The sequence below is a fragment of the Rhodococcus sp. 320_ES genome (assembly GCF_059691855.1).
The window spans coordinates 302,570-315,020 of the sequence record NZ_JCAWAG010000003.1 but is presented as its reverse complement, the minus strand read 5'-3'; the positions used below and the strand labels follow the sequence as shown (position 1 = coordinate 315,020).

General features: G+C 64.9%; 12 protein-coding genes. 7 read left to right on the top strand and 5 right to left on the bottom strand.

Annotation, left to right across the window (positions count from 1 at the left end; genetic code table 11):
- Window positions 1-27: 27 nt before the first annotated feature.
- Window positions 28-942: a hypothetical protein gene (locus AC59JP_RS12080; RefSeq protein WP_497326012.1), complete on the bottom strand. Its 915-nt coding sequence runs from the start codon at window positions 940-942 to the stop codon at window positions 28-30.
- A 41-nt stretch (window positions 943-983) separates the two neighbouring features.
- Between AC59JP_RS12080 and AC59JP_RS12075 the strand changes: the two genes are divergently transcribed.
- A complete protein-coding gene (locus AC59JP_RS12075; RefSeq protein WP_497326011.1) occupies window positions 984-1,532 on the top strand; it encodes a hypothetical protein in 549 nt (182 codons plus the stop codon).
- Window positions 1,533-1,732: 200 nt separating this feature from the next.
- Entirely contained in the window at window positions 1,733-2,620 is an 888-nt protein-coding gene (locus AC59JP_RS12070) for an alpha/beta fold hydrolase (RefSeq protein ID WP_497326010.1), read from the top strand.
- Here the strand turns inward: AC59JP_RS12070 and AC59JP_RS12065 are convergent.
- A complete protein-coding gene (locus AC59JP_RS12065; RefSeq protein WP_497326488.1) occupies window positions 2,617-3,354 on the bottom strand; it encodes a 3-hydroxybutyrate dehydrogenase in 738 nt (245 codons plus the stop codon). The genes AC59JP_RS12070 and AC59JP_RS12065 overlap by 4 nt on opposite strands.
- Window positions 3,355-3,359: 5 nt before the next feature.
- Window positions 3,360-4,745: an MFS transporter gene (locus AC59JP_RS12060; protein ID WP_497326009.1), complete on the bottom strand. Its 1,386-nt coding sequence runs from the start codon at window positions 4,743-4,745 to the stop codon at window positions 3,360-3,362.
- Between the two features lie 77 nt (window positions 4,746-4,822).
- Between AC59JP_RS12060 and AC59JP_RS12055 the strand changes: the two genes are divergently transcribed.
- The 5 genes from AC59JP_RS12055 (at window position 4,823) to AC59JP_RS12035 (ending at window position 9,206) form a co-directional block, all read left to right on the top strand.
- Window positions 4,823-5,794 (top strand): LysR family transcriptional regulator, encoded by a 972-nt coding sequence (locus AC59JP_RS12055; protein ID WP_497326008.1) that lies wholly within the window; start codon window positions 4,823-4,825, stop codon window positions 5,792-5,794.
- Complete coding sequence (gene gluQRS / locus AC59JP_RS12050; RefSeq protein ID WP_497326007.1) at window positions 5,791-6,666, top strand: tRNA glutamyl-Q(34) synthetase GluQRS; 876 nt, start codon at window positions 5,791-5,793, stop codon at window positions 6,664-6,666. The genes AC59JP_RS12055 and gluQRS overlap by 4 nt, the downstream gene beginning before the upstream one ends.
- Before the next feature lie 74 nt (window positions 6,667-6,740).
- Complete coding sequence (locus AC59JP_RS12045) at window positions 6,741-7,463, top strand: RDD family protein (RefSeq protein ID WP_497326006.1); 723 nt, start codon at window positions 6,741-6,743, stop codon at window positions 7,461-7,463.
- Window positions 7,464-7,533: 70 nt separating this feature from the next.
- Window positions 7,534-8,424: a hypothetical protein gene (locus tag AC59JP_RS12040; RefSeq protein ID WP_497326005.1), complete on the top strand. Its 891-nt coding sequence runs from the start codon at window positions 7,534-7,536 to the stop codon at window positions 8,422-8,424.
- Between the two features lie 47 nt (window positions 8,425-8,471).
- Window positions 8,472-9,206 carry a queuosine precursor transporter gene (locus AC59JP_RS12035; protein WP_497326004.1) on the top strand — a complete coding sequence of 245 codons (735 nt, stop codon included), beginning with the start codon at window positions 8,472-8,474 and terminating at the stop codon, window positions 9,204-9,206.
- Between the two features lie 88 nt (window positions 9,207-9,294).
- Here AC59JP_RS12035 and tgt read toward each other — a convergent pair whose 3' ends face one another.
- Window positions 9,295-10,533 (bottom strand): tRNA guanosine(34) transglycosylase Tgt, encoded by a 1,239-nt coding sequence (gene tgt, locus AC59JP_RS12030; protein WP_497326003.1) that lies wholly within the window; start codon window positions 10,531-10,533, stop codon window positions 9,295-9,297.
- Window positions 10,530-12,440: an ABC transporter ATP-binding protein gene (locus AC59JP_RS12025; protein ID WP_497326487.1), complete on the bottom strand. Its 1,911-nt coding sequence runs from the start codon at window positions 12,438-12,440 to the stop codon at window positions 10,530-10,532. Before AC59JP_RS12025 ends, tgt begins: the two co-directional genes overlap by 4 nt.
- Window positions 12,441-12,451: the final 11 nt, after the last annotated feature.

The following is a 12,451-nucleotide window of genomic DNA, read 5'->3' as shown; positions in this document are numbered from 1 at the left end:
GGGCTTCTCCGTTGTCGTCGACCGATCTCAGAAGAGCACGGCCTGAACCGCGGGCATGGTGGTGCGGTACTCACCGAACTCGATGCGCCGACCCTTGAGCCTCGACAGATCCGCAACGTATGCCGTGGTCGGATCCTCCGGGACGGCGACCAGCGCGGCGGATCCGACCACCGATTCGATCGAGAATCCGTGAGCTCCCTGCGTGAGGTCTGCCGGATAGGCGATTCGTTCACCGGCGTCGATCAGGGCATCGCGTCCCGGCGGAGGGTCCCAGGTGTCGTCGACCGTCGCCGATCCCTCACCGAAGTCCGAGCCCGACAACAGCTCTCGCGCCTGCTGCGCGTCGGCCGAGTTGAGTGCATCCAACTCGGCGAGATCGATCGGCCGCGCGAGTGCCATCGCCTTCGCCGACGCCCGAACCGCCTGGCGCAGTCCGATACCCGCGGTCACCGCGTCTTCCATCTCCCGGATGACGCGACCGTCCGCGCCGCGCGCGACGTATCGGCCCACGAGAGCACCCTGTTCGGCGAGCCGTCCCCACTTTCGTGTGTCGGCCGCGGTACCGATCTTGCTCACACCACCGGCGAAGGTGGCGACGTACAGCCAATGTGGTTGCATCACAGCTGCTTCGATGTCCTTGGAGACGAAGTTCTGTCGGTGCACGATGTGAACGAATCTGAACTGATCCTTCGATGCGCACTCGTCGCACTGGCCTCCGGACACGGCGTACGCCCGATCCGGACACGGAATGTGGATCGAACCACCGTCGCCGTCGGCTGCGGAACGGCCGAGGCAGTAGGTTCGTCCCCGCTCACCCACCACTCGGAACGACAGAAACCCCGAGTCGAGCGGGATCCTGCGTATCCGTCCCGTCTCGACGTCCGACACGGCCAGCTCCGGTCGCAGACGGGGCCAGGTGACCCCACGCACCAGTTCCGTCACCACCGCACACTATCGACACGCCCCTGACAGAATCGACCACCATGCCGCTGCCCCGACGAGTGCGTGCCCTGCATCGCTACGTGACCACTAGGCCGCAGGGCATTCTGTCCCCGTCTCGCGCGTCCGCCCGGCTGTCGTCGTACGTCTACGGCAACGTGCTCGTCCTGGCGGTGATCGTCGCCGCGTCGACGGCCAGTATCGACGACGGCTCGGCCACGGCGCTCGCACTGGGCACGACGGTGACCACCTTCCTCGCGCACATCTTCGCCGACAGCGTCGCTGCGGCGATGCTTCCCACCGAGCAGCGGAGTCGACGGCATTGGCTCGAAGAGTTGCGGGACAGTGTCCCCATCGCGTCGTCGGGCTTGATCCCGACGGTTCTTCTCGGGCTCGGATGGCTCCAGGTGGTTCCGACGGGCGTCGCTCAGATCGCCGCGTCGGCGCTGGTCACTGCCCGAATTGCCGGGATTCCGCTGCTCGCGCAGCGGTTGCGTGGCGAACGCCTCTCGTGGCGGGCGGTGGCGGCCGGCATCACTCTCGCGATCACCGCGACGATCGTCGTCGCCGTCAAGGTGGCGTTGACGCACTGACGAACCGTGCGCTGACCTGCGACCGAGCCGCGGTGGCGGCGGCAGCGAATACAAGGGAGCAACCACAACGGGCCCGGAGAAAGTTTGTGTGCGACTAGCGTGTTTGGCCGATACAGCGAGCTGTTCTGTGTAAAGGGGTCGAGAAGCGCACACTGGGTAGGCGAGAGGTATTCACTCTTGCACCATCGAAGGGATTCACCATGGCACGACAGACGGACATGCACACGCTCCGACTGCACGGCGACGAACTGCATTACCTCGACGAGGGCTCGGGCCCTGCCGTCGTCCTGATCCACGGCCTGCTCGGCTCACATCACAACTGGGCGCCGCAGGTCACGTCGCTGTCCACGCGGTACCGCGTCATCGTTCCCGACCTGTTCGGCCACGGCGAGTCCGACAAGCCCGCGGGCGACTACTCGCTCAGCGCGCACGCGGCCACGGTGCGCGACCTGCTGAAAGCACTGGACATCGACTCGGCAACCTTCGTCGGCCACTCGCTCGGCGGCGGCATCGCCATGCAGACGATGTACCTGTTCCCCGACCGAGTCGAGCGCCTGGTGCTGATCGCCAGCGGCGGCCTGGGACCCGAGGTGAGCCCGCTGCTGCGCGCCGCCACCCTTCCCGGCAGCGAACTCGTCCTTCCCGTCGTCGCCTCACAGAAGGTGCGTGACGGCATCGACCTCGCGCTCGACGGCCTGAGCAAGATCGGCCTGAATCCGATGAGCGCGAGCTCGACGGAAGCGTGGCGCGCCTTCGCGTCCGTCCAGGACCCCAAGACTCGCCGCGCATTCCTAGCCACCGCTCGATCCGTCATCAGCTTCCGCGGCCAGACCGTGAGCGCGACACCGCATTTCGCGGCGTATCAGGACATTCAGGCGCTGCTCATCTGGGGCGAGCGCGACACGATCATTCCCCAGGCTCACACCGAGAACGCACGCGCAGAACTGCCCCACGGGCGGGTCGAAATCTTCCCGCGCGCAGGGCATTTCCCGCACCTCGATCTCCCGGACCGCTTCGATCGCGTCTTCGACGAGTTCATGGCCGACTGCGGCGTCGATTCGCTTCGGCCCGCGGTGACCGCGAGCTAACTCGCGGTCCAGCCACCGTCCATGGTGTAGGACGCTCCGGTCACCATGCCGGCGTCGTCCGACGCCAGCCAGTTCACCAACGACGCCACCTCGTCCGGCTCGACCAGCCGCTTGATGGCGCTCTCGGTCAGCATCACCTTCTCGAGCACCTCGCTCTCGGGTATCGAGTGCGCCTTCGCTTGATCGGCGATCTGCTTCTCCACCAACGGGGTTCGTACGTATCCGGGGTTGACGCAGTTGCTGGTCACGCCGTGACTCGCGCCTTCGAGGGCGGTCACCTTGGACATTCCTTCGAGAGCATGTTTGGCGGTCACGTACGCCACCTTGAATTCCGACGCGCGAAGTCCGTGTACCGACGACACGTTGACGATGCGCCCGAATTCGCGAGCGTACATGTGCGGCAACGCAGCTCGTACAAGCAGGAACGGCGCCTCGACCATCAGCGTCTGAATTCGCCGGAACGCCGCCGGTTCGAAATCGACGATCGCCGCAACGGTCTGGATACCGGCGTTGTTGACCAGAATGTCGACGTCGAGCGACAACGACTCCAGACCGGCCGTGTCGAGCAGGTCGACACCCCACGCTTCGCCGCCGAGTTCGGTGGCGAGTTCCTTGGCCGCCGTCTCGTCGACGTCGGCGATCGTCACACGCGCGCCGCGTTCGGCCAAGCGGCGGGCGCAGGCGGCGCCGATTCCGCTGGCGCCCCCCGTCACCAGCGCCGAGCGACCTTGCAGATCGCTCACTTCAACCCGACCTTCGACAGCTCCGCCTCGGTCGCGAGGTTCTTGGCGTCGGCGACGTCGATGCTCTCGAGCGAGAGACCCTTGGTCTCACGCGCGACCACGACCGCCACCACCGTGATGGCGCAGGCAATGGCGAGGTAGAGCGCGATCGGAACCGACGAGCCGTACACGTCGAGCAGCTTCACCGCGATGATCGGTGCCAGCGAACCGGCGACGATCGACGTCACCTGGTAGCCCAGCGACACACCGGAGTACCGCATGCGCGTCGGGAACATCTCGGCCATGATCGCCGGTTGCGTCGCGTACATGAATGCGTGGAAGAGAAGGCCGATGATGATGGCCAGCATGATGACCACGTTGTGGCCGCTGTTCATCATCGGGAAGGCGAAGAAGCCCCACGTTGCCGCCGTGATCGCACCCACGAAGTAGACCGGTCGGCGTCCGACGCGATCCGCGAGGCGTCCGACCTGAGGAATCACAGCAAAGTGAATGGCGTGCGCGATGAGCATCCACCACAGAATCGTGCTGGTGTCGGTGCCGACCTCGACCTTGAGGTACGTGATCGAGAAGGTGACCACCAAGTAGTACATGACGTTCTCGCCGAATCGCAGGCCCATCGCGGTGAACACGCCGCGCGGGTAGCGCTTGACGACCTCGAAGACGCCGTACGACGCGGCCTTGATGATCTCGGTCTGCTTCTGCGCCTCGAGGAAGATCGGGGCGTCGGTCACCTTGGTGCGGATGTAGTAGCCGACGAACACGATGACCGCGGACAGCCAGAAAGCCACGCGCCATCCCCAGCTCAGGAAGGCGTCGTCGGAGAGCGTGGTGGTCAGCACGAGCAGCACGACGGTGGCGAGGAGGTTTCCTCCGGGCACCCCGGCCTGCGGCCAGCTCGCCCAGAAACCGCGACTCTTGTTGGGGCTGTGCTCGGCGACGAGAAGAACGGCGCCTCCCCATTCGCCACCGACCGCGAATCCCTGGATGAATCGCAGTGTCACGAGCAGCGCCGGGGCCCAGTAACCGATCTGGTTGAACGTCGGCAGACATCCCATCAGGAACGTCGCGGATCCGACGAGAACCAAGCTGAACTGGAGGAGCTTCTTGCGTCCGTACTTGTCACCGAAGTGTCCGAACACGATGCCGCCCAACGGGCGCGCGACGAATCCGACGGCGTACGTGACGAACGAGGCGAGGATGGCGTCGAGCTCGCTCGTCCCCTCTGCGAAGAAGATCTTGCTGAAGACCAGAGTGGCGGCGGTTCCGTAGAGAAAGAACTCGTACCACTCGACCACGGTCCCGGCCATGGACGCCGCGACCACCTTCTTCAAACCGCTGGGCGCGCTGTCGTCCTCGGCGCGGGCTGTGCTGTCGACTGTCATTGCTTCTCCTCGATATGTGACGCAGTGCACATACTGCCGTCCGTTAGGAGTATCAGCGCACAGGGGTGTCGTCCACAATGACCCGAATTGCACCCGCCCTCTGCAAAGATGCAGATGTGGCCGTGTCTACTGCGGGAAAGTCGGACGCAGGTCGGCCGCTGCCCAGCCCGGACGATCTCCTCATATTGCTGGCCGTGGGACGGTCCGGCCGGTTCACCGCGGCCGCCGACGATCTGGGCATCAACCACACCACCGTGTCGCGGCGGATCGCCGCCCTCGAGCGGGCGCTGGGCGGCCGCGTCCTCGTGCGGGGAGCCGGCGGCTGGGAACTCACGGAGCTGGGCCGGACCGCACTCGACGCCGCGGAGTCCGTCGACGCCGTCCTGCGCGGGTTGGTCACCGGCAACCGGACCGGCGAACTCGAGGGCGTCGTGCGCATCTCCGCGACGGACGGATTCAGCGCGTACGTGGTGGCTCCTGCCGCCGCCCGTGTCCGCGAACGACACCCGGGCATCACCGTCGAGATCGTCGCCACCACGAGGCGGGCGTCGCAGCAACGGTCGGGCATGGACGTCGAAGTCGTTGTGGGGCAGCCGCAGGTCCACCGAGCGGAGTCGATACGCCTCGCCGATTACAGCCTGGGCCTGTACGCCTCGAGAACGTACGTGGACACGCACGGGGAACCGCGGGAAGTCGCCGACCTGGCCGGCCACGGGCTCGTCTACTTCATCGACTCCGTCCTGGCGGTCGACGACCTGGACCAGGCTCGTAGCATCGCCCCGTCGATGCACGAATCGGTCACCTCCACAAACGTTTTCGTTCACGTCGAGGCCACCCGAGCGCATGCGGGAATCGGCTTGCTTCCCTGTTTCATGGCCGACCGGCACGACGACCTGATCCGTTTGATGGCGGACAACGTGACCGTCCGACTGTCTTACTGGTTGGTCGCGCGGCCCGAAGCATTGCGTCGACCCGAGGTTGCCGCCGTCGTGGAGTCGATTCGGGCGGTGACGGTGGAGGAGCGAGACGCGTTGTTGGGGCGGCAGTGACGGCCGGGCGCTTCGCTCCGAGTCCGTCGGGAGATTTGCATGTGGGGAACCTGCGAACGGCGCTGTTGGCGTGGCTCTTCGCGCGTTCCACGGGCCGGGCGTTCGTGCTGAGAATGGAGGACCTCGACCGTGTTGCGGACGGCGCGGAAGCTCGTCAGATCGCCGATTTACGTGCTTTCGGAATCGATTTCGACGGAGAGCCGGTCCGACAGTCCGAACGCCGCGAACTGTACGACGCGGCGATCGATCGGCTGGTCGCTGCCGATCTGGTCTACGAGTGCTATTGCACCCGTAGAGAAATCCTCGACGCAGCGTCGGCGCCGCATGCACCGGACGGTGCGTATCCCGGCACGTGCCGGTCTCTGACAGACGCGGAGCGCTCTGCCCGTCGAGCAGTCCGTCCGGCCGCGCTGCGGTTGCGGTCCGGCACGTCGTCGTGGACGGTCGAGGATCTCCTTCACGACGAATTCACCGGCGTGGTGGACGATTTCGTGCTTCGCCGGGGCGACGGCACTCCTGCCTACAACCTCGCCGTGGTCGTCGACGACGGCGATCAGGGAATAGACCAGGTGGTACGAGCCGACGATCTGCTCACCTCCGCTCCCCGGCAGTCGTACCTGGCCACGCTGTTGGGGATCGAACCTCCGCAGTACGTCCATGTTCCGCTCGCACTCGGCCCGACCGGCAAGCGATTGGCCAAACGCGACGGCGCGGTAACTCTCAGGGACAGAATGGAACTCGGAGAGTCCCCATCGGATGTGTTTCGGATGGTCGCCGATTCGCTCGGCGTTCCCGCGACCGATGCGGCCGACTTGTTGGAGCGGTGGAATCCGACGTCGGTTCCGTCCGCACCGTGGGTCGTTCGGTTGTAAAAGCTAGGCAGCAGCGTCGCCGCGACGTAGGGTGTGCGGCGACGCGACCATTTCCTTTCCACGACAGGGACGACATGACTTCTGGCGGTTACGACCCGAATCAGAACCCGCAAGGAAACCCACCGCAGGGCGAACAGGGCGGAACCCCGCCTCCCGGTTCGTATCCCCCGCCCGGCCAGTACCCGCCTCCCGGCTCGTACCCCCCACCCGGCCAGTACCCACCGCCCCAGAGCGGCCCGCAGTACGGACAGAGCGGCGGCTACCCGCCCCCACCGCAGAGCGGGTACCCGGGGCAGCCTCAGCAGGGCGGTTACTCCTCGCAGCCGCAATACGATCAGGGCCAGCAGTACGGCGGATTTCCCAATCCGAGTGGTAGCGGAACGCCCGCCGGTCTCGGGGTCCGTTTCGGTGCCCGCATCATCGACGGGATCATCGTGGGAATCGTCGCGACGATCCTGGTGGTGATCTTCGCGAGCATCGGCGACGTCACCCTCACCGGCGTCTTCGTCGGCATCCTGGGCTTCGGATACTTCGTCGCCATGGAGACGACGCAGGGCGCAACGCTGGGAAAGCGCGCGCTGGGGTTGGGCGTTCGGGGACCCGGCGGTGCAGCGCGGACCACGCCTCAGCAGTCGGCGATCCGCAACTCGTTCCTCCTGCTCGGCATCATTCCGTTCATCGGCGGCCTGCTGGTTCTCATCGCGTACATCGTGATCGCGGTGACCATCAACAACAGCCCGACCAAGCAGGGAAAGCACGACGAACTCGCCGGCGGAACCCAGGTGGTCAAGAACTGATCTGCACGTCGACGAAAGGCGCGGACATGTGTCCGCGCCTTTTGTCGTATGCAGGCACTATTCTGTGGGCATGACCGACGGATCGGACAAAAGCCCGTACGAGCATCCACCGCTGGGAAACGAAGGCGGGCCTGATCCCTACGGCCAGAACCCCCAGCCTCCGCAGAACTACGGTGGTTATCCGCCGCCCCCTCAGAACTACGGGAGCTACCCGCCGCCGCAGCAGAATTACGGCAACTATCCGCCACCTCAGCAGAACTTCGGCAACTATCCGCCGCCCCCGCCCATGAATCCGGTCGACGCCGGATACGGGTACGGCGGCGCCCCGACCTTGACGGTGGGCAACGCACTCTCGTACGGCTGGAACAAGTTCAAGGCCAACGCCGGCGTATGGGTCGGCATCATGGTGATCGCCGCCGTCGTCTCCATCGTCGTCAATTTCCTCACCGGCGGCTTCAGCAGCGACACAACCGATCTGGCGGCAACGTTCTCGATTCTCAACATCCTGGGCACGCTGGCCTCGGCCGTTGTCAGCTATCTGCTCAACGCCGCATTCGTCCGCGGCGCCCTGCACGAGACCGACGGCAACAAGCCCACGTTCGCGGCGTTCTTCCAGTTCTCCAACGTACTCACGGTGGTGCTGTCGAGCGTGCTGGTGGGACTGCTCACCGGAATCGGCTTCATCCTGCTGATCATTCCCGGCATCATTGCCATCTTCCTGACGTGGTGGACACTGCAATTCGTCCTCGACCACGATCTCGGACCCATCGGGGCGATCAAGGCCAGCGCGCAGGCGATCTCGTCGAACGTCGGCACCCTGTTCGTGTTGGCGTTGGCGTGCATCGGCATCAACATCCTGGGAGCCATTCCTCTCGGACTCGGGCTGCTGATCACGATCCCCGTCACGATCATCGCCGGCACCTTCGCCTATCGGGTGGTCACCGGCGGCCGGGTGGCGTAGTTCGCCGGATTCGCTCGCGTCGACGGTCGGGTGCTTGTATTGCCCCCATGACCGATACTCGAGAAACAACCGAAGAGCCGCACTCTGGACAGGCGGTGTTCGCTCGCGTCAACGGGAGCTACTACGCCGCCATCGTCGCGCTCTTCACCGCCACCCTCCTCATCTCCAACGTCACCGCCAGCAAAGGCGTGTCGTTCTTCTCCGGCTCCGACGTCTTCCTCGGACCGTTCCAAATTCTGCCGATCAACACCGACGGCGCGTTCTTCCTCTTCCCGCTCGCCTACATCCTCGGCGACGTGCTCAGCGAGGTGTACGGCTTCAAAGCCACACGCCGAGCCATCTACCTGGGCTTCGCCTCACTGATCCTGACGTCGGTGTGCTTCTGGATCGCCATCGAGCTTCCGTCGGCGTCGTTCTACGAGAACCAACAGTCGCTCGAAACGGTTGTCGGTGTCGTGCCGCGACTGGTGCTAGCCGGACTCGCCGGCTACCTCGTCGGGCAGCTGCTGAACTCGCTCGTGCTCGTCGCGATCAAGGAACGCACCAAGGAAAAGCATCTCTGGGCGCGCCTGCTCGGATCGACGATCGTCGGCGAGTTCGGTGACACCCTCATCTTCTGCTCCATCGCCGCGGGCGTCATCGGGATCAGCACATGGGCCGACTTCATCAACTACGTGATCGTCGGGTTCCTGTGGAAGACGCTGGCCGAGGTGCTGGTCATGCCGATCACCTACCGCGTCATCGCGTACCTGAAGAAGCGGGAGCCGACGTACGAGGTGTAGGCCCCCAGGACCGCGGTGATCACGGCGAAATTGCGCGCAAATAAGCAGAAAGCGAACATTTTGGCCGTGATCACCGGAAAACAGGGGGCTACCGCGCCGAGTAGAACCGCCCCAGCACCTCTGCCTTGAACTCCTGAAACCGCCCGGCCTCGATCGACGCACGAATGTCGTCGACCAACTTCACCGTGAACCGTTCGTTGTGAATGGTGGCGAGGGTCGAGGCGAGCATTTCCTTCGCCTTGAACAAATGGTGCATGTAGGCGCGGGTGTAATGGGCGCAGGTGTAGCAGTCGCATTGATCGTCGATGGGGGTGAAGTCGCGACGAAAGCGTGCTGTGTTGATGTTGAAGCGTCCGTCGCGGGTGTAGATCGCCGCATTCCGCGCGACGCGTGACGGGTTGACGCAATCGAAGGTGTCGGCGCCGTTCTCGATGGCGACGAAGAAGTCGTCGGGCTCGCTGATCCCGAGCATGTGACGCGGCTTGTGTTCGGGCAGTTCCTCGTTCACCCACCGCACGATGGTGCCGAGGTTCTGCTTCTCCAGCGCTCCGCCGATGCCGAATCCGTCGAAGTCCAACGCCGCCAGGCCGCGTGCGGCTTTGCGTCGAAGGTCTTCGTATTGCGCGCCCTGCACCACGCCGAACAATGACTGGTACGGCTTGCCGACCCGTTCGGCCGTGAGACGCTCGTGCTCATCGACGCACCGGACGGCCCACGCCTGGGTGCGGTCCACCGAGAGTTCCTGGTAGCCGCGGGTATTCATCAGGGTGGTGAGCTCGTCGAACGCGAACATGATGTCGGCGCCGAGCTGATGCTGGATCTGCATCGACACCTCGGGGGTGAAGCGGTGGCGAGAGCCGTCGAGGTGCGACTTGAAGGTCACCCCGTCGTCGTCGACGCGCGCGAGGCGTTCCTTGCCCTCGGCTATCACGTCGTCGGACTGCACTCGCGTGCTGTCCATCGAGATGACCTTCTTGAAACCGACACCGAGCGACATGACCTGGAAGCCGCCGCTGTCGGTGAACGTCGGACCGTCCCAGTTCATGAACTTCCCGAGACCGCCGGCCTCGTCGACGGTGTCCGAACCGGGCTGCAGATACAGGTGGTACGCGTTCGCGAGGACCGCCTGCGCCCCGAGGTCCTTCATTGTCTCGGGCAGAACAGCTTTGACCGTGGCCTTGGTGCCGACCGCGATGAACGCGGGGGTGCGGATGTCGCCGTGGGGGGTATGGATCACCCCGGTTCGACCGAGCTCACCGTTCGATGTCGACCGGCCTCCGGCCTGCCCGTCTATCCGCGTTCCGATGTCGAAGTAGGGCAATGTCACCGGCTCATCGAATCGGACGCGGCCTCGAGGCCGGACGCACTGAGGCGGTAGTACGCACCGCGCGCATCGATCAACTGCTCGTGCGTGCCCTGCTCGACGATGGATCCGTTCTCCATCACCAGGATCAGATCCGCATCGCGGATCGTCGACAGACGATGCGCGATGACGAAACTCGTACGGTCGCTGCGCAATGCAGCGGTGGCCTTCTGCACGAGCAGCTCGGTGCGGGTGTCGACCGACGACGTCGCTTCGTCGAGGATGAGGATCGACGGGTTGGCGAGGAACGCCCGCGCGATGGTGATCAGCTGCTTCTCACCGGCACTGACGTTTCCGCCCTCACCGTCGATCACCGTGTCGTAGCCCAACGGCAGCGAGTGCACGAACCGGTCGACGTAACTGACCTGCGCTGCCTCCATGATCTTGTCCTCGGAGGCAGTGGGATCGCCGTAGGCGATGTTCTCGCGAATCGTGCCGCCGAACAGCCAGGTGTCCTGGAGCACCATGCCGGTTCGGGCCCGCAGGTCGTCGCGGGTCATCCTCCGCGTGTCGACGCCGTCCAGGGTGATGCGCCCGGAATCGATGTCGTAGAACCGCATGATCAGGTTCACCAGCGTGGTCTTGCCTGCGCCGGTGGGCCCGACGATCGCCACCATCTGTCCGGGCTCGGCCACGAACGACAGGTCTTCCACCAGTGGGCGGTCCGCCTCGTAGCGGAACGACACGTGATCGAATTCGACTCGTCCGCTTCGGCTCTCGGGGGTCTCGCACGGCACCGGGTCCTTCGATTCTTCCTCGGCGTCGAGGATCTCGAAGATGCGCTCCGCCGACGCGACGCCCGATTGCAGCAGGTTCACCATCGACCCGATCTGCGTGAGCGGCTGCGTGAACTGGCGCGAGTACTGGATGAACGCCTGCACCTCACCGAGGCTCAGCGTGCCCGAGGCCACTCGCAACCCGCCGACGACCGCGATGATGACGTAGTTGATGTTGCCCAGAAACATGATGGCGGGCATGACGATTCCGGAGATGAACTGCGCCCGATAGCTTGCCTGGTAGAGCCCCTCGTTGCTCTCGTGGAAGACGCGCTCGGTCTCTTCCTGACGGCCGTAGGCCTTGACCAGCTCGTGCCCGGTGTATGCCTCTTCGACCTGAGCGTTGAGCGAACCGGTCTGCTTCCACTGCGCCACGAAGTGCGGCTGTGAGTGCTTCGCGATCCGCGCAGTCACGATCACCGACACCGGAACCGTCAGCACCGCAACGAAAGCCAGCAACGGTGAGATGTAGAGCATCATCGCCAGGATGCCCACGACGGTCAGAACCGACGTGACCAGCTGACTGAGCGTCTGCTGCAGGCTCTGCGACACGTTGTCGATGTCGTTGGTGACCCGGCTGAGAACGTCGCCCCGCTTGTGAGAGTCGAAGTAGCTCAAGGGGAGTCGATGGATCTTGCTTTCGACGTCGGTGCGCAGCTTCTTGATGGTCTTCTGGAGCGCGACGTTGAGGAGGTACCCCTGCACCCAACCGAGCAGCGACGACGCGAGATAGAGCGCCAGGACGATCATCAACACGCGGCCGACGGCGTCGAAGTCGATTCCCGCGCCGGGGGTCACGTTCATCCCGGACACCAGATCGGCGAAGGTGCCCTGACCGGCGTCGCGCAGATTCTGCACCGTGTCGTCCTTGGACACACCGGGCGGCAGTTGCCGTCCGACGATGCCGTCGAAGATCAGGTTCGTCGCGTCGCCGAGAATCTTGGGAGCCAACACAGTCAGCACGACGCTGGCCGACGCCAGGATCAGCACGACCGAGATCATGGCGCGCTGCGGCCGCAATCGCGCGAGCAGTCGCTTGACGGACGGCCCGAAGGTCATCGCCTTGGTGCCGGGCGCTCCGGGTGCGGCCGCCATCGGCCCGCCTG